The sequence below is a fragment of the Streptomyces albipurpureus genome, assembly GCF_023701525.1.
Classification (GTDB): Bacteria; Actinomycetota; Actinomycetes; order Streptomycetales; family Streptomycetaceae; genus Streptomyces; species Streptomyces albipurpureus.
Map to the genome: position 1 here is coordinate 83,505 of NZ_JAMQAW010000083.1, position 19,729 is coordinate 103,233.

Sequence of the window (19,729 nt, forward strand, 5' to 3'; positions counted from 1 at the left end):
TCCCGCGGGCGCATCGACTCCTGCGGGGTGGGGCGCTCACCTGGGCGGGGCGGGATAGGAAAGAGTAGACTTCTGCCATGAAGAAAAGCATGGCTGGCCCTGTCGATGGAGCCGGGTCCGTCGGGCCCGCGCCCCAGTATCCGATCGAGTCGGTCGACAACGCGCTGAAGATCCTGCTGCTCCTCGGCGAGCGCGATGATCTGCGGCTCACCGAGGTCGCGGAGTATCTCGGGGTCGCGTCCTCCACGGCACACCGGCTGCTGGCGATGCTGCTCTACCGGGGCTTCATCCGGCAGGACGCCCGCTCCAAGGCCTATCTGCCGGGCACGGCGCTCACCGCCGTCGCCTTCTCCATCCTCCAGCGGTTCGACGTACGGGACACCATGCGGCCCTTCCTCCTCCGCGCCAACGAGGCACTGGCGGAAACGGTTCACATGGGGATGCTGGAGGGCACCACGGTGCGATTCGTCGACGCGATCGAGAGTCCCCGGGCGGTTCGGGTCGCCTCCCGTCTGGGGCAGTCGATGCCGGCGCACTGCACCTCCACCGGCAAGGCCATGCTCGCGCAGCTTCCCGACGAGGAACTGCGGCGGCTCTACCCACACGAACGGCTGGAGGGACTGACGCCCAATTCGCTGCGCACCCGCTCGGAGTTGGAGCACGCGATCGAGGGGATCAGGCTGCGCGGCTATGCCGTCGGTGACGAGGAGAGCGAAGAGGGTGTGGCCTCGGTGGCGGTGGCGTTCCCGGCCCGGCGGCTGCCCGTGCAGATCGCCTTCAATGTGGCGGTGCCGGTGGGGCGGATGGACCGGGCCGGGGAGCGCCGGATGGGGGAGCTGCTGGCGCAGCTGGTCACGGAGGCGTCAGAACTGCTGCACTGACCGGCTACCGGGGGCGGTGAGCCTGGCCCGTTCATGCCGCCAGGCCACCTGCTCGTTGAAGGTGCTGCCGAGGTCGGGGAGGTGCGCCAGTTCCTCGGCGGGCAGAGCGACCGGGGTGCCGCCCGCGGCGGCGATCGCCAGGGAGACGCGGGCGATCGAGTCCACGGAGATCGCGCGCAGTACCGCCTGCTCCGGTGTGGCTCCGGTGGTGGTCAGCCCGTGGCCGCGCAGCACCACGGCAGGTCGTTCGCCGAGCGCCCGGGTCATCTCGCGGGCCAGTTCCGGGGTGCGGATGAGGACCCCGCGCGGATACACGGGCACCCCTTCGGCCGCCAGCCGCGCGCCGGGGATGTCGTAGGCGCCGACGATCGGCTCGATCGCCAGCCCGGCGAGGTCGGCCGCGATGACGGCCGGCGGATGGGCGTGGACGACCGCGCTGACCCCGGGGCGGGCTCGCAACACCTCCAGGTGGAGCGGCAGTTCGTTCGGCACCGCCCAGGGGCCCAGTCCCCGTACCGGAGTGCCGTCGAGACGGACGGCCCGGATGTCGGCTGCCTCTGTGTGGGCGAGTCCTCGCTCCCGGGGTCCGCGGCAGCGCACCAGGACCTCGTCCCGCGCGGTTCTGACGCTGATGTGGCCGAGGATTCCGTCAGCGAGGCCGCGAGCCGCGAGCACCCGGCAGGCCACGGCGATGCGCTCCCGCATCCCGTCGGCGCTCTTTCGCGCGCGTATCCGGTGCGGGCGGGAACGGGCGCGCTCAGGCACGGGACACCTGCCCGGTGGCGGTCAGCTCCCGCTCGGCGTGGGCGAGGGCGCCCTCCTCGGCGATCAGACGCCGTGCCATCAGCATCGCTCTCGGCCAGTTGACCAGCACCGCGCCGGTCAGCCGTGCTCCGTCACCGCTGTAGAGCGCGGCGAACCGGGCCGGGGAGCCGTCCGGGTCACCGATCAGCCGATGGAGCCGCGCCCCGCCGGGTGCGCCCACGATCTGCGCCTTCCAGTCGTACTGGTCGCTCCACACATACGGAACGGATGCCTCGGCACTCGGAGCGGAGGGCCGGGTGATGGTCCGGGCCACACACGCGGCCTGCTCCACCGCGCTGGTCCAGTGCTCCGACCGCTGCGGACCGCCCGGCCCCGGCAGCCGGCGGCGTGCCAGGTCCCCGACCGCGTACACCCCGAGGTGGCCGGGTACCCGGCCGTACTCGTCGCAGAGCACCCCGTCCTCCAGTGGGATTCCGGAGTCCCGCAGCCAGGCGTCGTTCGCCACCGAACCGATGCCGACGACGACCGTGGCGGCAGGCAGAGCACCCCCGTCCGAGAGTCGTACGGTGAGCGCTCCGGCCCTTCCGGTGATCGACTCGACACCCGTGCCGAAGGCGGTGACGGCCCCGTGGCGGCGGTGCAGCCCGTTGAAGTGGGCGCCGACCTCCTCGCCCATCAGCCGGGCCATCGGCACCGGCAGCGGATCGACGAGCGTCACCTCCCGGCCACGGGCACGCACCGCCGACGCCACCTCCGCCCCGATGAACCCACCGCCCACCACGACCACCGGACCGGGTAGTTCCAGATCGCGGCGGAGCGCGAGCAGGTCGTCCAGTCCGCGCAGGACGTGCAGCCCGGACCCGGGCCGCCACGGCGACGGGCGGGCCGCCGCGCCCGTGGCCAGTACCAGCACGTCGTACGAGAGGGTCTGACCGTCGGCCAGGCTCACCCGCCGCCCTGCCGGGTCCAGCCGCACGGCGGGCGAACCGAGCCGCAGCGTGATCCCGGCCTCCCGCGCCGCCGGCCCGTCGAGCAGCACGGCACGCCCCGGCTCCCAGGCGCCGGTCAGCAGTTGCTTGGAGAGCGGCGGCTTGTCATAGGGCGGGTGGGGTTCGTCACCGACGAGCGTCACGGGGCCGGTCCATCCTTCGCGGCGCAGGGCCTGCGCGGTACGGACCCCCGCGACTGACGCGCCCACGATCACCGCCCGCCCATCGGCCCCCGGGCCGCGGCCGACCGCGTGGGCGCTCACTTCCCGTCCACTTTCAGCGCGGACACGGGGCAGCTGCGGGCGGCCTCCTCGACCCGGGCCCGGTCTTCCTCGGGGATCTCGGTGCGCACCAGTACGACCAGCCCGTCGTCATCGATGTCGTAGGTGTCGGGCGCCGCCACCACGCAGTTGGCGTACCCCTGGCAGGCGCCGAGGTCGGCCGTCAGTTCAGGCATCACGTTCTCTCCTTGGTGCGGCGACGGCCATCCCGCCGTCGGGGTGGACCGAACCGCCGGTGATGCCCCTGGCGCGTTCGGAGGCGAGGAAGACGTACGACCAGGCGTGGTCACCGCCGGTCAGGGCGACGCCCAGCGGGGTCCTCGCGGCCAGATCCCCGGCGCGGCCCGGGGTGTCGTCGAGTCGGCGGTCGCCGAGCCCGAGCCCGGGCAGTCCGCGCAGATCGGTGCCGAGGGTGCCGCCGGGGGCCACGCCGTTGACCCTTACCGCGGGGGCGAGTTCATGGGCGAGGGCGGTGACCAGTCCCCGTACCGCGAACTTGGACGACACATAGAGCACCCCGCCGCGACCGGGGTAGTAGGCCGAGGTCGACTCGGTCAGCAGCACACAGCCGCGCGAGGCCCGCAGATGGGGGAGGGCGGCCTGTACCGACAGCAGATGGGACTTGACGTTGATCCGGAACATGTCGTCGAAGGCGGCGTCGGCGGTCTCGGCGTCCAGTTCGCCCACGCCCCGGTAGAAGTCGAAGACCCCGACGCAGTTGACCAGGATGTCCAGCCCGCCGAACGCCTCCACGGCGGCGTCGACGGCCGCGCGATTGGCCCCGGGGGTGGTCGCGTCGCCCACCGTGACGGGCACGTCGGGTGCCTCGGCGGTGAGGCGCGCGCTTTTGCCCGGGTCGAGTTCCAGCACGGCGACCCTGGCGCCCTCGGTACGGAAGGCGTCCACGACGGCCCGGCCGATCCCGGAGCCACCGCCCACGACCAGCGCCCGGCGGCCCTCCAGCCAGCCGCTCACCGGGACCCGCCCCGTACGCCGGGGGACTTCGGCTCATCGGGCCCCTTGGCCGTGGCCGCCTCCTGCACCAGCGGCCCGTACGGGGTGCCGATCATCGCCGAGAACGTGGCCGTGTTCTGCCGGGTCAGCGCCTCCAGTTCCAGTGGGCACAGCGCCACCCACTGGCCCGAACGCGGCGACTCGACCAGCAGCCTGGCCCCGTTGCGGGTACGGACCCTGACGACCCGTACCTCGGCGAACTCATTGGCCACCACGAGCGGTTCGCCCTCGGCCAGCGCCAGTAGCTCCGCACGCTCGGCGGCGGCTGCCTGGGCCGTCCGCGCGTCCTCTTCCTCTCCCTCCCAGCTCAGTGCCGCGCTCACAGGAAGACCGCCAGGTTCTGCATCCGCAGGACCGCCTCGTCCGCCATGATCGTGCGCCGGGCCAGCAGCCAGCCGTCCGGGCCGCGCCGCAGCAGGTCCTCGCGGCCCGCCGACACCAGGGCCGGTTCGTTGACATCGCCTCGGCTGCGAAAGAGCAGCACCGAGGACTCGGCGATCAGATGGTCCGGGTCGGCGGTGGCGAAGGTGCGGACGTTGCCGATGTGGTGCCGCATCCGGGACGGCGGGTCCTCGGTCCAGGCGTGCTCGGTGAGGAAGCGGGCCACCCGGCGGGAGAGGGAGTACTTGTCCTCGTCGAAGTGGGCCATGCCGGGGGAGGTGTCGTAGCCGGAGCCCAGGGCGGTGGTCACCCGGACGGGCATCAGGTAGTGGATGTCCTCGGTGAGGAGCGTGAGCCACTCCTCGTACCTCTGGGCGTCCAGCAGATAGGTCTCGTCGGTCAGCCACTGGTGGGCTTCCTGGTGCCGCCGGTCGCCGAAGGGCAGGGTCCGTCCGGTGCGCTGGAGCCGGGAGGCACCGGCGCCGAGCGGTGAACGGGCGGACAACCCGCCGATGGGCGGGGGTGTGGTGTCGGTACTCATGACCGGGTCTCCTTCGGGTCTCCTTCGCTGCGGCGGGGGGCGGTGTCCGTGCCCGCGGGTTCGGCGTCGCAGCTGTCCGGGCCGTGGCCGGTGCCGACCTCGACCGTGGCGGCGCGCGGCTGCGGCCGTTCCAGATGGTCCGCCCAGCGGTTGAGCAGTTCGCGCTGGTTGTACTCGCTGTAGCCGGTACGGGCGGTGCCCGGGCCGGCGAACTCGTCCGGAGTCAGGGTCGGGGACACCTGTACGCCGTCCTCCAGCAGTCCCATCCGGCTGTTGAGGAGCAGCCGCCGGGCCATGGACCCGGCGGCGGTGTTCGTCAGGGAGACCCAGTTCTCCACATCGTCCTGCTCGAACATGCCGGTGGAGCCGAAGCACATCAGATACGCCTTGTAGGACAGCGCCTTGAACTCCTCGGGCGCCTCCGCGTCGACCGCGAACCAGGAGAGGACCTCGGTCTCGTTCTCGCTGATCGGCTGCCACTGCCGGATCGAGATGAAGGGCAGCACGGCCTCGGAGTCGGCGACCCGCGGCCAGTTGTGCACCAGGCTGAGGTTGGGGAAGAGGGAGGCGGCGGAGATCATGAAGCCGTCGCGGCCGATGACCTGTGACTGCTGCGGCGACCAGGCCGCCTTCATCCGGTCGATCATCTCCTGCGGGTAGCCGACGTACCGGAGCCGTTCGTCGAGGTCACCGGGCGGGAGCTTGTACGTCGTGCCGCCGCCGTTGCCCGCCCAGTAGGTGGCGCCGTCCTTGCGTTTCTCGGCCTTGGGCTCGCGGAAGAGCCCGATCTCGACGACCGAGGTGTGGGTCTGGGGGGTGTGGTACATGTCGCCGGCGAAGTTCTCGGCGCCGATCTTCCAGTTGGCCTTGATCCGCCAGCGCTGGGGGCCGCGCAGTTCGATGCCGCTGGGGCTCTGCCGGGTGTAGTAGTCGAGATAGAAGCGGAAGTCACCGAGGAAGTCCTCCAGCGGTGGTGCGTCCGGGTCGAGGCTGATGAAGATCATGCCGTTGTAGGTGGCGAGGTTCGGCGCGGGCAGCAGCCGCTGCCCCTTGCGCCGGAAGCCGGCTTCGCCGCCGTAGGCGTCCTGGTGGAACGGCAGTCCGACGATCCGGCCGTCGTTGCGGTACGACCAGCCGTGGTAGGGGCAGCGGAAGTGCGAGGCGTTGCCCATTTCGGCCCGGCACACCTGCATGCCCCGGTGCAGGCACATGTTGAAGTGGGCCCGGATCTCGCCGCTCTCGTCGCGGGTGACGATGAAGGAGTCCTCCAGCACCCGTCGAACCACGTAGTCACCCGGTGCGGGGATCTCCGACTCATGGGCCACGAAGAGCCAGGCGCGGCCGAAGAGCCGCTCCTTCTCCAGGGCGAAGGTTTCGCTGTCGTTGTAGATGTGCGCGGGGATCATGCCCCGCCGCACGTCCCGCAGCACCGCCGTCTGGTCTGTCATCGGCTGTCATCCGTTCCGGCCTCATGGAGAGGCCATCAGGCTCAATCTCTGCAAAATAGAGAAGTATTCTGTTCAGTAGAAACCTGAGGCGGGCTTGGAGTCAAGGCCGGGGCCCGCAGCGGGGAGAGGTGATGATCTGTTCCGGGCTTCAGAAGAAAAGAGTTCTTCTAAGGCTTGACGATTCAATGGTTCGTCGATTGTGATGCAGGGGTGTGACGGGTGTCGCACACGCTGGAGACGCAAGGAGGCGTCCATGGCAGTGACCATCGCCGGGGCCCCGGGGCTGGGGCTGGTGCTCCCGCCCTCGGTACCGCCCGGCCAGCTCTGGCCCGCTGTTGAGACCGCCGACCGCGGCGGCTTCGACTCGGTCTGGGTGACCGACCGCACGATCGCCGGGACCCCCTGGTTGGAGGCCCACACCCTGCTCGGGGCGGTCGCCGCCCGCACCGAGCGGGTCCGCATCGGAACCTCGGTGCTCTGCATCGCCCGCCGCAACCCCGTGCTCACCGCGCACGCTCTCGCCACCGCCGATCACCTCTCCGGCGGACGGCTCGTCGCGGGAGTGGGGCTCGGCGGACTCGAACCCGCCGAATACGCCATCGCCGGAGTGCCCATCGCCAGCCGGGGCGCCCTCACCGACGAGTACCTCGGCCTGGTCCGACGGCTCTGGCAGGAGGAGTCCGTGGACCACCACGGCCCCGGCTTCCGCTGCGAGGGCATCAGCATCGCCCCCCGGCCCGCCGCGCCCGTACCCCTGTGGATCGGCGGCAACTCGCCCGCCGCATACCGCCGGGCCGGCCGCCTCGGTGACGGCTGGATCTCCGTCTTCGCCGGCCCGGACGGCTTCCGCGACGGCTGGGAACAGGTCCTCGCCCAGGCGGAAGCGGCGGGCCGCGACCCTCAGCCGCTCACCCCGGCGGTCCATCTCTTCGCGGCGATCGGCACCAGGCCCGGCCAGGCCGAGGCCGTGCTCGAACCCGCCGTCCGCGCACTCCTCGGCGCCGGCCTCGACCAGTACGGGGACGCCTGCCTCTACGGCACCCCCGACCGTTGGACCGACACCATAGGGCGCTTCGCCGAGGCTGGAGCGCGGCAGATCAATGTGCTGCTGTTCGGCGACGGACTCGCCCGCGACACCGAGACCATCGCCCTCGAAGTGATCCCCCAACTCGGCCCCCGTACCGCAACCCCGGCCTGATCCCAGCCCGCCCGGCGGGCAGACCCCGACCCCGAAACCTCCACAGGGCAATCCCCACGGCCCCGCTCCCCGGCACCCGTCAAGGAGACAGACCATGAGCAGCCCGGACCAGAGCCCCGCACCCCAGGGCCCCCCGAACCTCGACCTCTACACCCGCAACGGCTTCAGCGGACCGATGGCCACGATCGTCCGCGCCCAGTACTCGCCGGCCTACACCGCCGTCGAGGGCACCTACGTCCCCCACCGCCTCGATGTGAACAACCTCCCCGACGGCACCTTCACCGAGGGCGCCGCCCTCCCGGTCCCGCTCCTGGAGGGTGACGGTGTGAGCGTGGAGGTCTCCCGCCGCACCGGGCCCAGCGGCGTCGCCTTCCGCAATGTGCTCGCCGACGAACTCCACTACGTACTGGAGGGCGGGGGACGGCTGGAGACCGACTTCGGCGTACTCGACCTCCGCGCCGGCGACATGGTCCTCCTCCCGCGCGCGGTCACCTACCGGTACGGCGCGATCACCTCCCCCCTGCACGAGATCGTCATCGTCACCGCCAGCGAACTGAGGGTCGATCCCGAGAACGCCCCCGGCGTCCTCAACGTCGACCTCCACGTCGACAGCCCCGTCCCCGACCCCCGGCAGAGCCCGCAAGGGGAGCACCGGGTGGTCGTCCGCCACGGCCGCGACACCACCACCTACTTCTACGACTACGACCCCGTCCCCTGCATCGCCACGGCCGGAGCACCCGTCGTCCGCCGCTTCAACCTGGAGAACGTGCACGGCCTCGGCGTTGAGAAGGGCGGCCTGATGCCGCCGCGGCTCATCAACGACTCCACCACCCGCACCCTTCTCTTCCACCTCGGCAACCGGCGCAGTGACCGGCCCCCGGTCCACCACAACGCCGACTACGACGAGGTGATCTTCTATGTCGCCGGCCCCGGCCACTACGGCACCGTCGACAAGCCCGGCACCATCCTGTGGACCCCCAAGGGCGTGATCCACCACGGCCCCGAGGAGGAAGTACCCGAGGGCTACCAGGCATTCCTGCTGGAGACCCGTGCACCGCTCGCCCTCACCGCCGGAGGACGCGGGGTCGCGGCCGTCATGGAGACCGGCCAGTTCGGCTTCTTCGACGGCGCCGCCACCGCCGGACCGGCCTCGTAGGACCCCAGCCCCAACACCCGCAGGAGACACCCATGAGCGCAGGAACGGGCTCCCCGGCCCGTGTGTACGACGCCTTCCAGGGACCCGGACCCGACAGGGAGGCATGGACCTATCTGGAGTACCCGATGCCGGACGGGCCGCCCTGGCGCTGCTGCGACCCGGCCGCGGTGACCACGGCGGGCGACGGCACCCTCACCGTGGACATCCCCGCCTTCCGGCTCGCTCACGACAGCGTCCAGATCATGGACAACCCCAAGTACCTGCTGCTGTCCACCGAGGACTTCCCCCTCCCGCCAGGCTCCACCGTCACCTTCACCGTGGACATGGCCGTCACCTGCACCGGCGGCGACCCCCATGACTACCGGGACGGTGTCGCCGCCTTCAACGTCCTCGACATGGCGAGCGGCTCGGTCTTCGACGTGGCCGCCAACAACGACCACGTCTGGGCGATCCACGAACTGCTCCCCGTCCCCGGCGCGGCCGGGGAAACCTTCACCCGCATGGTGGAGGACCCCTTCACCGGGGTGCTTCCGGGCGCCGGGCGGGTCCGCCGCTGCCAGGTGGTGATCGACACCACCGCCGGCCGGGTCGACTGGCTCGTGGACGGCAAGTCGGTCCATCGGGCCGACGGCATCGCCCCGCCCGCCTCGGTGAAGATCGGCCTCGGCGTGTTCACCCTGCACCCGGTCGGCCCGGACGGCACCACATCCCTGCGCGGCCAGGGCCTCTCCGTGCGGTGGAGCGGACTGACCGTCGGCTACGAAGGCGGTGCCCCGTGACCCCGGCACGCGCCGCCGCCCCCGCGGACGCCCCAGGCTTCCGTCCCGCCCGGCAGTCCCGTCTCTACCAGGACGTGGCCGGACAACTCCGCGAGGCCATCCTCGGCGGCCAGTACCGCCCCGGGGACCGGCTGCCCACCGAACCCGAGTTGATGACCACCTTCGGCGTCAGCCGAGCGGTGGCCCGCCAGGCCACCATGAACCTCGAACACGAGGGACTGGTGGAGGTACAGGTCGGCTCCGGCGGCGGCGCCTTCGTCGCCGAACCCGCCGCCGACGCCGTCCACCAGGCCCTGGAGAACCATCTGCGCCACAGCGGGGTGACCGTCACCGACTACCTCGCCGCCAAACGGGCCTTGGAGCCGGCACTCGCCTCCGCCGTCCTCACCGGCGCCGGCCCCGGTGACCTCCACCGGCTCCGGCGCAATGTCGAGGCCTCCTTCACCGCGCACCGAGACGGAGCCCCGGACACCGAACTGCTCAGGCTCAGCCTGGCCTTCCACGAGATCATCGCCACGGCCACCGGCAACCCCGTACTGGAGGCGCTGTTCACGGCCCTGGTGCGGATGGGCGGACAGGTCCCCGCCTTCAACTCCGCCTCGGCCCGCCACGACTGGCCGCAACTCTTCGAGGAGCACCGGCAGCAGGTGGCGGCGCTCGCCGACCGCGACGCGGACCGCCTGACCGCACTACTGCTCGCCCATCTGCGGTCGGTCGACGCGATCTACACCCACTGACCCCGGCCCGGACAACGTCCGCGCCACACCATGCAAGGAACCGCCAGTGAACACCCCGCCCTCGCTCTGGGAAGCCGCCCGCACCGAGATGGAGGAGTACGCGTTCGTCGCCGACGCCACCCTCCAACCCCGCTGGGACATCCCAGAGAAGATCGCCATCAATGTCGCCGTCGCCGGTCGGGCCGGTCTACCCGCATCGCCCGACTATCCCGTCGACGCCGAAGAGTACGTGGACGCCGCCTCCCAGGTCATCGAGGCCGGAGCCTGCGGAGTCCACATCGACTTCACCTGGGTCACCGACTCCAAGGGCCGCCGGCTCGACAAGGACCTCCCGCCCACCGAGGCGTACGGACTCGTCCTCGAACCGCTGCGCGCCCGCTTCGGCAACGACTTCGTCGCCAACCTCAATGTCCTCAACGGCTCCACCTTCGACGAATGCCTCAGCCCCGCCACCGCGGGACTCGCCGAGGTGGCGCCCTGCGCCGCGGGCCACCCCGAGGCGTTTGTCACTCCGGCGGTCAGGAAGCTGCTGGAGTGCGGGGTGAGCCCCGAGATCGTCGTCCACAGCTCCGGCGAGGTGGAGTTCGCCAAGCGCCGGCTCTTCGACACCGGGATCATCGCCCCGGGCGCGCAGACCAACTGGATCATTCTGTACGGCCTCCCGGTGGACGTCGGGCGCACCCTGGTCTCCGGCGCCTGGGCCGACGACACCCGGTCCATGGCGGCGCATCTCTTCCTGATGGTGGACCAGATCCGCCGCCTCGACCCCGGGGCCGCGATCACCGTGTGCAACGCGGGTCGGGCCGGCCTGTACATCACCACCCTGGCCACCATGCTCGGGCTCAACATCCGGGTGGGCCTGGAAGACAGCTGCTGGCGGCACCCCAACGGCGACGAACTACTCGCCAGCAATCTGGAGTTGTTCACCCGGGCCCGCACGATCGCCGCCGAGCTTGGCCGCAGCCCCGCCACCGCCGACGAGTACCGGGCGCAGATCGGTCTGCCGACCCGCAGCTGAATCGATTCTGCACCACCTTTCGGATCCATCTGCCCGGCCGCGCCCCTCCCGGCGCGGCCGGTAATCCCGACACTCCCGAAACAGCAAGAAACCGAGGACTCATGGACATCAGGGAACGCGTCGTCATCGTCACCGGCGCCGCGAGCGGCATCGGCGCGGACACCGCGCGGCTACTCGCCCGCCGGGGCGCCAGGATCGTCGTCACCGACATCAGCGAAGAGGGCGCGCGGATCACCGAGGAGATTCGCGGCTCCGGCGGAGAAGCGGAGTTCATCAGAGCCGACATCGGGGTCGAGGCCGAGGCCGAGGCCCTGGTCGCCAAGACCCTCGAACGGTACGGAAGACTGGACGGCGCCTTCAACAACGCGGGCGTCGAGCAGTGCGCCACCCCGCTGCACGAGCTGACCTCCGAGCAGTGGGAACGCGCGATCCGGGTCGATCTGACCGGAGTCTTCCACTGTCTGAAGCACCAGATCGCCGCGATGCTGGAGGCGGGAACCGGCGGCTCGATCGTCAACACGGCCTCCGCACTCGGCCAGGTCGCCATCCCCAACGCGAGCGAGTACGTGGCGGCGAAGCACGGCGTCATCGGTCTCACTCGGGCCGCAGCCGCCGACTACGGACGGCACGGCATCAGGGTCAACGCGGTGCTGCCCGGCATTGTGGAGACCACGATGGTCGCCCGGCTCTCGGGTGACCCCACCTTCTCCGCCTACTTCGACACCCTGAGGCAGCGTCATGTCCTCGGCCGCTTCGGTCAGCCCGGTGAGATCGGCGAGTCCGTGGCCTGGCTGCTGTCGGACAGTGCCTCCTTCGTGACCGGGGCTGCGATCTCCGTGGACGGGGGGTACCTCGCGATATGACCGCGGACAGGAGTACGGACGGGAGTACGGACAGCGGTGCGAGCAGGGACGCTGGGGCATCCCGGGCGGCAGACGAGGCCGCGCTCGCACGGCTGCTGACCAGCTACGCCTGGTGCGTGGACGACAAGAGGTGGGAGGACTGGGAGGCGTGCTTCACCCCCGACGCCGAGGTCCGGATGCCCTTCGCCTCCCACAACGGCTCGGCGGGGCTGGCCGAATGGGGTCGGGCGGCGCTGGCGCCGTTCGAGCGGACCCACCATATGAGCGCCAACATCGAGGTCACCGTCACCGGGGCGACGGCCGTGGGCCGCTCCAAGTTCCAGGCCGTCCACGTCCCGGAGGCCAGTCGGCCGTCCGAGCACTTCACCGAGGCGGGCACCTATCTCTGGGCCTTCCGGCGCACTCCGGACGGCTGGCGCATCAGCCGCTGTGAGATCGAGACCGCCTGGACCGCCGGACGGGACACCACGGGGCTCGCCGGGGGCCACTGAGAGGGCCGTAGTCGCAGAGGGCGGGCGGACACCGGCGCGGTGTCGGGTCCGCCCGCCCGATGGCCGGGGTGCACCGCACGGGGGTCCGCCAGGGGCCGGGGCCTGCCGTGCGGTGACGAGGCGCGGGCCACCCGGGACGCCGTGGGCATGGAGCGCACCCCATGACGGTGCTCCCGCGCCGTCCGGATGGCTGTCCGGTGGTTCAAGGACCCATCGGAATCAGCCATTCCTGTCTCGCCCGCCGGGTCTGACGACTCCTTCACCCCCGTGGTCTTCAGCCAGCCGTCACCTGCCGCGCTGGTCCACACGTCATCGGTGGGGAACGCGGGGGAGGGGACCGCCCGTGTCACGGGAAGCTTCACCCGGCGGCCACGGCCAAAATGACGCGGTGTCAGCGGAGCGCCGAGGACCTGATGGAGCGGCAGGTTCAGCACGCCCCACTTCACGCCCGCCTGCGGTCTTCCGCATCGGTGATCCGGCAGGAAGCCCGCCGGCGCTCTACCGAACGCCACCGCCCGATCCGCGCCCGCTACTGACTGGGCCGCCAGTCGGGCCCGCGGGGGACCGTCCGGCCGGGCCGAGACGACGGCGGCACCGCGCGGAAGGCGTTCCGCCCATCGCCCGGCGGGCTGAGGCCACCAGAGGCGCGTCCGAAAGTCGATCTTGTCGTGACGTTAATCGGACTTCATGCTTCCTATTGCCTGCGTTGACAGGACCATGACCATTCAGGCGTTCGGGAGTCGCGCGCCGGGACGCATATCCACACCTGTGGGCAGGCCCCATGCGAGGGAGCGGCGTCGAGAGGTCTTGCGTCTCGCGCCCGGCAGTGCCGCCGGGTGGACACGAGCGCTCGCCGCCGGCTGCTAGTGACCCCTAGCCCCGAACCCATGAAAGGAACGGCACCTTGCCCACGGGACTCCTTCCGGGCCGTGAGACGCGCACCACTGCCGCCATCACCCGCCCTGCCGTCGTCGCGCCCGAACACAGTGTGACCCAGGACGAGATCATCACCGCGCTCGGCGAACTGTTCGTCGACGTCCCCCATGTCGAGCGCGGGCTGGACCTGATGCGCAGCACAACAGTGGAGACCCGGCGTCTGGTGGACGGACTCAAGGAGGTGCTCTCCGACCGGTCCTTCGGCGTCCGCAACACCCGCTACACGGAGGAAGCCATTCGGCTGGGTGCGGAAGCGGCGCGGCAGGCGCTCAGCACCGCGTGTGTTACGGCGGTGGAGGTGGATTACCTGGTCTTCGTCTCCTGCACGGGCTACGCACTGCCCGGGCCGGACGCGTACATCGCCCAGGAAATCGGCTGCCGACCCACGATGCGCCGCACACCGATCCAGCAACTGGGCTGTGCCGCGGGGGTCTCCGCCCTGGCCGAGGCGTTTCACCACCTTCAGGCCTACCCGGACGCGATCGTCCTGGTCGTCGCGGTCGAACTGAGCTCCCTCTCGTTCCAGCCGGGCGAGCACACCCTGAGCGACTTCATCTCCAACGGGATCTTCGGTGACGGCGCGGCGGCCGCGGTCCTGCGCCGCGCCGCCCCCGAGGCCACGGGATTCCATATATGGGGCACCAGGCAACACCTCCTGCCCGCTTCGCAGTCCGTGATCGCGGGTCACACATCCGAGCGGGGACTGCACTTCAGGACCGATCCGCGGGTACGCAGCACCGTGCCGAAGGTGATACCCGAGATCGTGTCCTTCCTGGCCGAGTTCGGCTGTGAGCCCGGCTCCCTGGGGTTCTGCGTCTCGCACACGGGCGGTCCGCTGATCATGGACGGCGTCGAGGAGGGCCTGTCACTTCCTCCTGGGACCCTGCGGCACAGTCGCGAGAGCATGGCTTCGATGGGCAACACGTCGAGTGTCTCGGTGTTCGACGTGCTCAGGCGCCACCATGAGAACGAATCCCCCGCGCACGCGTCCACGGGTCTCATTGTCGCGTTCGGGCCCGGCTTCACCACGGAGATCATCGCGGGGTCATGGAACGACGGAAGCAAGGGGTGATGTCCGGCCCCTGCCGCACTGGAGCGTGGGCGAGAGCCGCCCCTGTCCCCTGGGTCGGCTGGGGCCCTGGTCTACCGATCCGTTGTGGGTGGTCCGGGGGAGTCGGGGCGCCCCGGGCTCTTCACCGCTCCTTCCGTCTTCCCGCCGACGGCACCGCTGGGAGGTAGGGATGGTTCCGGGGCGGGCCGTGTCACGGTCAGGGCCTCGGCGCGCCGACTCGGCTCAGTGTGCGGTCGAGCAGGGTCGTCACGAGAAACAGGACCGCGACAACGAGCATGAAGACGGTCAGGTCGCGCAGGCCGCCGGTGTCGGCGCCCTGGCGGTAGAAAGCCGCGGTGGCGGCGGACGAGATCATCGCGCCGAGGTAGGTGAAGGTGCGCAGCAGTCCCGCGGACGATGCCATGTGCTCCGGGTCTGCCTGGTGGTACACCGCGTGTTGCAGGGCGAGGCCGTTGAGGCCCTGGGGTAGGCCCATCACCAGCGCGACGGCGAGGAGCAACCAGATCGCGGTGTCGGTGTGGACCACCAGCAGCAGGACGCAGGCGGCGATCTGGGCGACTGCTCCCGCGACGAGATTCGCCCGTACGCCGATGCGGCGCCCGCCGACCGCGGAGGCGATGAGGGCGGCCAGGAACAGCGGCAGCAGAACGAGCCCGACCGTGGGTGCCGACAGCCCGCGTCCTTCCCCCAGCCACTGGGCGTAGCCGTAGAGAAAGCCGTAGCCCACGATCATGGCCAGCAGATTGCGGCAGTAGGTGGTCAGCAGGGGGAGGTTGCCGCCGAGCACCCGAAGGTCGATGAACGGGTCGGACGTCCGCAGCTCACGGACCGTCAGACCGGCCGCCGCGGCGGCGGTGAGCGCGGGCAGGTACCAGCGAGCGACGCTGGGGCTCATCAGGAACAGCAGCAGGGTGACGAGGGTCGTGGCGAACAGGGCCATGCCCATGAAGTCCAGCCGACTCGTGGGGCGGCCGCCCTCCTGACGCGCCTTGGCTCTGGGGAGGCGCAGCGCGCCGAGGACCAGACAGGCCACCGAGAGCGGGATGTTGACGGCGAAGGTGGCGCGCCAGCCGCCCACGCCGATCAGTAAACCGCCGAGGGTGGGGCCGATGACCGCCATGGTCTGGTTGGCGATCGCCAGCGCGGTCAGGACGGTGGCCGGGCTGTCGCTTCCGGTGCGTCTGGCCTCACTGCCGATCAGGTACATCGCGGCGGGGTAGCCGGCGCAGGTGCCGAGGCCGAGCAGGGCCCGCGCGACGATCAGCGCCCCGAGATCGGGGGCGAGGACGCCGAGGACGCCGGCGATGCCGACCAGGCCGGCCCCGGCGAGGAAGAGGCGCCGGGGGCCGTGGATGTCGATCAGCCGTCCGACGATCGGTTGCCCCACGGCCGTGGCCAGATAGAGCGCGGACACCAGCCACGCGGTCTGCGACGGCTGGGCGTGGAACGCCTCCCCGATCGGCACCAGCGATACGGCGATGATGGAGGAGTTGATCGGGTTCAGTACCGAACCCAGGATCAGGGGGGTGATCAGCCTGCGGTCGAAGCTCTGCTCGGGACCGGCGGGGGCGGGGTGGGGAGCATGGGCGGAGCCGGTCATTCTCGCTCTCACGGCGGGGGGAGCCTTTCCAGCAGGGCCATCGCCTGGATGATGGTCTGGCGCTCTTCTTCCGTACAGCGGTCCTGGAGGGCGCGGGCGAGCCATTCCTCGCCCGCCCGCTGCTTGTCGTCGAAGAACTCCCGGCCCGCGCCCGTCAGGGAGATCAGCAGCCGGCGGCCGTCGCCGGGGTCGGGGCGGCGCTGCACCAGGCCGCGTTCGTCCAGCGCGGCCACATTGGTCGCCATCGACTGCGGACGTACCCGCTCGGCGGCGGCTAGATCGCTGGTCGAAGCCGGGCCCTCCTTGCCCAGCCTGGTGAGCACGGAGATCTGCGAGGGGGTGAGTTCGCGGGTGTCGTACAACTCCCGCAGCCGTCGGCGCAGTCGGCTGAACAGCACCTGCACATCCCGCGCGGCGCGAAGGGCGGACGCGGACACATGCTCGGTGGTCTCTGTCATGCTCCCACGCTAAATCCTTCAGTTCAAACTGTCCAGTCTGGACTGAAGGAATCCCCGCCGCGGGGGCCGGGTCGGGGCCGGGGCTGTGGCAGGGGCGCCGCCCCGCTCAGCGGTCGATCCGGCGCAGCCCCGCTCGGTAGTGAGCTCCGGCTTCGATATAGCTCTGGACCGCGTAGTCCAGCCAGGCCGGGTCGATCGAGCGCTTGCGCAGGGTCGCTGGCACGCCGAGTGCCATGGTCGAGGCCGGCACTTCGAACCCCTCCGGGACTAGGGCGGACGCCCCGACCACCGAGCCCGTGCGCACCACCGCCCGATTGAGGGTGACGGAGCCGGAACCGATGAGGCAGCGGCGTTCCACCGTGCAGCCCTCCAGATGTGCGTTGTGTCCCACCACGCACTCCGGGCCGATCACGGTGGGCCACTGTGCGGTGGTGTGCAGGACGGTCCCGTCCTGGATCGAGGTCCGGGACCCCACCTCGATATGTCCGCCGTGATCGCCGCGCAGTACGGCGCCGGGCCAGATCGTGGCGTCCGCGGCGATGGTGACCCGCCCGATGACCACGGCGTCCGGGTGCACATAGGCGCGGGGGTGGATCTGCGGCTCGTCGGTTCCGAGGGCGTAGATGGGCATCGGTGTCCTCCTCGCGGCGCTCCGGACGGGGGTCCGGAGTCGGGAGTGTCGGGGTCGGGGCGTGCGGGCGCCGGGGGTTGACCTGAATTAACAATTTGAGTATACCTGTCGAGCCGTTGTAACAGCTTGCTGGAGCGGGCACCAAGGGCGTCCGGGCCCGTCGGGCCGCGGCGCCCGGGGCACGCAGTGGGAAGGAGTTCCACATGCTTGACCTGAGCGGGGACTGGGGGGAACTACCGAGCCGTCTGGAATTGCACCAGGCGCGCGGCGTACGGGAGATGGACGCACCGCCAGCACCCGGCGTACAGCCGCGCTGGGACATACCGGAACTGGTGGTGGTGACCGCCGCGGTGTCGGGGCGGACCGTTCGCGAGGCGGACGAGGGCGCTCCGACCTATACGGCCGACCACGACGGTTTTGCGGACGCCGCCGTCGCATCGATCGACGCCGGCGCGTGCGGCATCCATGTCGACTTCGGCGGTATCGATTCCATCGAGGGTTCCGGCCTCTCCGTCCCCGACAACTACTCCAAGCTCATCTCCGCGATCGACACCCGTACCCGCCATGACTGGGTGTGCGACGCCAACATCCTGCGAGGCCGCAACTTCGCGGAGAACCTCTTCCCGATCTCGTCGGGGCTGGCCGAAACCGCGCCGATGGCACCGAGCCACCCGGAGGAGTGGACCGAGGCCGTGTCACATGTCGTGACCGAACGGGGCGGCCGGGTGTTCTTCTCGATCCACTCGGCGGCCGAGGTCGATCTGGCCAACCGGCTGGTCCTGGCCAAGGGCATCCTGCCGCAACCGACCTGCTGGATCATCCTGATCGGCTATCCCTACACCGCCGCCAGCCACCGCCTCGCGACCTATCTCGCCCATCCCAGGGCGATGGTCTCCGAACTCGTCCAGATCGTCGACCGCATCCATGAGATCGACCGGGACGCGTTCATCCAGGTCTGCGCCGCCGGTCGCGCCGGACACTACCTCGCCACCACCGCGATGCTCCTCGGGCTCCATGTGCGCGTCGGCACCGAGGACACCGTGTACCGCTACCCGCACCGCGACGAACTGCTGGACGGCAGCGCGGAGATGGTGGAGCGGGTCAAGGCCACCGCCCAGGCACTCGGGCGCCGGCTGGCGACCGCGGCCGAGTTCCGCGAGCTGATCGGTATGGCGCCACGGTCCGCGGCCCCGGCGCATGCCACGGCCCCCGCCGGGCGCGGCCCCCGTTGACCGGCCAACCCCGTTCATACGCACCGGTCATCCGACCGGCACACCGAAGGGATGTCAGCCCGTGGCTGGACCGTTGACCGGAATCCGGGTCCTGGAGAACGCGAACTTCATCAGCGGCCCCTACGCGGGAATGCTCCTCGCCGACCAGGGCGCGGAGGTCGTCAAAGTCGAGATGCCCGGGGCCGGCGACCCGTTCCGCCGATGGAGCGGCCGAGGCGAGGAGATCCTGCCGCAGTTCGCCGCCTTCAACCGAGGCAAGCAGAGCGTGACGATCAACCTCAAACACGAGGCGGGGCGGGCCGCCTATCTGCGACTCGCCGCAGAGGCCGACGTCGTACTGGAGAACTTCCGCCCCGGACGGCTCGACGCCCTCGGCCTCGGCTACGAGGAGGTGAACCGGCACAATCCGCGCGTCGTCTACTGCTCCCTCTCCGGAATGGGCACGGTGGGCCCCTACCGGGACCGGCCGACCTATGACGCGATCGCCCAAGCGGTCAGCGGACTGTGGAGCCAGATCAGCGAACGAGCCGACCCCCGGCCGATCGGGCCCGCGCTCTCCGACCAGATCACCGGACTGACGACGGCGTACGGGATCCTCGGGGCACTGGTGGAACGCGGGACCTCCGGAATCGGACAGCGGCTGGAGACATCCATGCTCGCGGCGAGCCTTGGATTCATGGCCCACCCCATCGCGGAGTACACGATGACCGGTGAGGTGAGCGGTCCCACCACCCGGCCGCGCCGCTCGCAGACGTACGCGCTCACCGGCTCCGACGGCAAGCCGCTCGGCATCCATCTCTCCTCACCACCCAAGTTCTGGAAGAGCCTGGTCCGCGCCATCGGGCGCCCGGAGCTGGAGGACGATCCCCGCTTCCGGACGAAGAACGACCGCATCACCCACTACGACGACCTGCACCAGATCCTCGCCGACGCGTTCGCCGCGAAACCCCGGGACGCCTGGCTGGCCGTACTGGGGGAGTACGACGTCCCGGTCGCGCCCATCCACGATGTCGGCGAGGCGCTGGACGATCCCCAGGTGCGTGCCATCGCCATGACCGAGACCTTCGGCACCGGCGACCGGGCACTCGACCTCGTCGGATTCCCCATCCGGTACGCGCGGACGGCAAGCAGCGCCACGCTGCCACCGCCCCGGGTCGGCGAGCACACCGACACGGTGCTCGCCGGGGCCGGCTACGCCCCCGGCGAGATCCAGGCCCTACGTGACGCCGGTGCGATCTAGCCGGGACGCGGCCTTCCC

Annotated in this window: 21 protein-coding genes; 11 read left to right on the forward strand and 10 right to left on the reverse strand. The window is 70.8% G+C overall.

Annotated features, from left to right (window positions below; genetic code table 11):
- Positions 1-77: 77 nt before the first annotated feature.
- The gene (locus NBG84_RS36520) at positions 78-881 is read left to right on the forward strand and encodes an IclR family transcriptional regulator (RefSeq protein ID WP_250924004.1); all 804 of its coding nucleotides are present in this window, start codon (positions 78-80) and stop codon (positions 879-881) included.
- Here the strand turns inward: NBG84_RS36520 and phtC are convergent.
- From phtC to NBG84_RS36555, 7 genes are read right to left on the reverse strand one after another with little or no spacing between them, the layout of a single operon-like run.
- Complete coding sequence (gene phtC, locus NBG84_RS36525; RefSeq protein WP_250924005.1) at positions 864-1,646, reverse strand: 3,4-dihydroxyphthalate decarboxylase; 783 nt, start codon at positions 1,644-1,646, stop codon at positions 864-866. The two genes, NBG84_RS36520 and phtC, sit on opposite strands and share 18 nt — an antisense overlap.
- Positions 1,639-2,898 carry an NAD(P)/FAD-dependent oxidoreductase gene (locus NBG84_RS36530; protein WP_250924006.1) on the reverse strand — a complete coding sequence of 420 codons (1,260 nt, stop codon included), beginning with the start codon at positions 2,896-2,898 and terminating at the stop codon, positions 1,639-1,641. Before NBG84_RS36530 ends, phtC begins: the two co-directional genes overlap by 8 nt.
- Positions 2,895-3,092, reverse strand: coding sequence for a ferredoxin (locus tag NBG84_RS36535; RefSeq protein ID WP_250924007.1), 198 nt, complete (start codon positions 3,090-3,092; stop codon positions 2,895-2,897). Before NBG84_RS36535 ends, NBG84_RS36530 begins: the two co-directional genes overlap by 4 nt.
- Positions 3,085-3,891 (reverse strand): 3-(cis-5,6-dihydroxycyclohexa-1,3-dien-1-yl)propanoate dehydrogenase, encoded by an 807-nt coding sequence (gene hcaB, locus NBG84_RS36540; protein ID WP_250924008.1) that lies wholly within the window; start codon positions 3,889-3,891, stop codon positions 3,085-3,087. Before hcaB ends, NBG84_RS36535 begins: the two co-directional genes overlap by 8 nt.
- A complete protein-coding gene (locus NBG84_RS36545; protein ID WP_250924009.1) occupies positions 3,888-4,253 on the reverse strand; it encodes a hypothetical protein in 366 nt (121 codons plus the stop codon). The genes hcaB and NBG84_RS36545 overlap by 4 nt, the downstream gene beginning before the upstream one ends.
- Positions 4,250-4,852, reverse strand: a complete 603-nt coding sequence (locus tag NBG84_RS36550) for a 3-phenylpropionate/cinnamic acid dioxygenase subunit beta (protein WP_250924010.1) — start codon at positions 4,850-4,852, stop codon at positions 4,250-4,252. The genes NBG84_RS36545 and NBG84_RS36550 overlap by 4 nt, the downstream gene beginning before the upstream one ends.
- A complete protein-coding gene (locus NBG84_RS36555; protein ID WP_250924011.1) occupies positions 4,849-6,300 on the reverse strand; it encodes a Rieske 2Fe-2S domain-containing protein in 1,452 nt (483 codons plus the stop codon). The genes NBG84_RS36550 and NBG84_RS36555 overlap by 4 nt, the downstream gene beginning before the upstream one ends.
- A gap of 253 nt (positions 6,301-6,553) precedes the next feature.
- Between NBG84_RS36555 and NBG84_RS36560 the strand changes: the two genes are divergently transcribed.
- The 8 genes from NBG84_RS36560 to NBG84_RS36595 all read left to right on the forward strand — a co-directional run bounded on the left by NBG84_RS36560 (position 6,554) and on the right by NBG84_RS36595 (position 14,550).
- Positions 6,554-7,498, forward strand: coding sequence for an LLM class flavin-dependent oxidoreductase (locus NBG84_RS36560; protein ID WP_250924012.1), 945 nt, complete (start codon positions 6,554-6,556; stop codon positions 7,496-7,498).
- 94 nt (positions 7,499-7,592) lie between these two features.
- Positions 7,593-8,654, forward strand: a complete 1,062-nt coding sequence (locus NBG84_RS36565) for a hypothetical protein (protein ID WP_250924013.1) — start codon at positions 7,593-7,595, stop codon at positions 8,652-8,654.
- Between the two features lie 32 nt (positions 8,655-8,686).
- The gene (locus NBG84_RS36570) at positions 8,687-9,433 is read left to right on the forward strand and encodes a DUF6081 family protein (protein WP_250924014.1); all 747 of its coding nucleotides are present in this window, start codon (positions 8,687-8,689) and stop codon (positions 9,431-9,433) included.
- Positions 9,430-10,170 carry a FadR/GntR family transcriptional regulator gene (locus tag NBG84_RS41270; RefSeq protein ID WP_250924015.1) on the forward strand — a complete coding sequence of 247 codons (741 nt, stop codon included), beginning with the start codon at positions 9,430-9,432 and terminating at the stop codon, positions 10,168-10,170. Before NBG84_RS36570 ends, NBG84_RS41270 begins: the two co-directional genes overlap by 4 nt.
- A 46-nt stretch (positions 10,171-10,216) precedes the next feature.
- Entirely contained in the window at positions 10,217-11,188 is a 972-nt protein-coding gene (locus NBG84_RS36580; RefSeq protein ID WP_250924016.1) for a 3-keto-5-aminohexanoate cleavage protein, read from the forward strand.
- A gap of 101 nt (positions 11,189-11,289) precedes the next feature.
- A complete protein-coding gene (locus NBG84_RS36585) occupies positions 11,290-12,051 on the forward strand; it encodes an SDR family NAD(P)-dependent oxidoreductase (RefSeq protein WP_250924017.1) in 762 nt (253 codons plus the stop codon).
- The gene (locus NBG84_RS36590; RefSeq protein WP_250924018.1) at positions 12,048-12,542 is read left to right on the forward strand and encodes a nuclear transport factor 2 family protein; all 495 of its coding nucleotides are present in this window, start codon (positions 12,048-12,050) and stop codon (positions 12,540-12,542) included. The genes NBG84_RS36585 and NBG84_RS36590 overlap by 4 nt, the downstream gene beginning before the upstream one ends.
- 904 nt (positions 12,543-13,446) lie before the next feature.
- The gene (locus NBG84_RS36595) at positions 13,447-14,550 is read left to right on the forward strand and encodes a type III polyketide synthase (protein WP_250924019.1); all 1,104 of its coding nucleotides are present in this window, start codon (positions 13,447-13,449) and stop codon (positions 14,548-14,550) included.
- A gap of 196 nt (positions 14,551-14,746) precedes the next feature.
- Here NBG84_RS36595 and NBG84_RS36600 read toward each other — a convergent pair whose 3' ends face one another.
- The 3 genes from NBG84_RS36600 to NBG84_RS36610 form a co-directional block, all read right to left on the reverse strand.
- Positions 14,747-16,150 carry an MFS transporter gene (locus NBG84_RS36600; RefSeq protein ID WP_250924020.1) on the reverse strand — a complete coding sequence of 468 codons (1,404 nt, stop codon included), beginning with the start codon at positions 16,148-16,150 and terminating at the stop codon, positions 14,747-14,749.
- 8 nt (positions 16,151-16,158) lie between these two features.
- Positions 16,159-16,608: a MarR family winged helix-turn-helix transcriptional regulator gene (locus NBG84_RS36605; protein WP_250924021.1), complete on the reverse strand. Its 450-nt coding sequence runs from the start codon at positions 16,606-16,608 to the stop codon at positions 16,159-16,161.
- Between the two features lie 106 nt (positions 16,609-16,714).
- Positions 16,715-17,239, reverse strand: a complete 525-nt coding sequence (locus NBG84_RS36610; RefSeq protein WP_250924022.1) for a gamma carbonic anhydrase family protein — start codon at positions 17,237-17,239, stop codon at positions 16,715-16,717.
- 203 nt (positions 17,240-17,442) lie between these two features.
- Here NBG84_RS36610 and NBG84_RS36615 point away from each other — a divergent pair, with 203 nt between their 5' ends.
- Positions 17,443-18,471, forward strand: coding sequence for a 3-keto-5-aminohexanoate cleavage protein (locus NBG84_RS36615; protein WP_250924023.1), 1,029 nt, complete (start codon positions 17,443-17,445; stop codon positions 18,469-18,471).
- A 61-nt stretch (positions 18,472-18,532) separates the two neighbouring features.
- Positions 18,533-19,711, forward strand: a complete 1,179-nt coding sequence (locus NBG84_RS36620) for a CaiB/BaiF CoA transferase family protein (protein ID WP_250924024.1) — start codon at positions 18,533-18,535, stop codon at positions 19,709-19,711.
- The last annotated feature ends 18 nt before the right edge of the window (positions 19,712-19,729 follow it).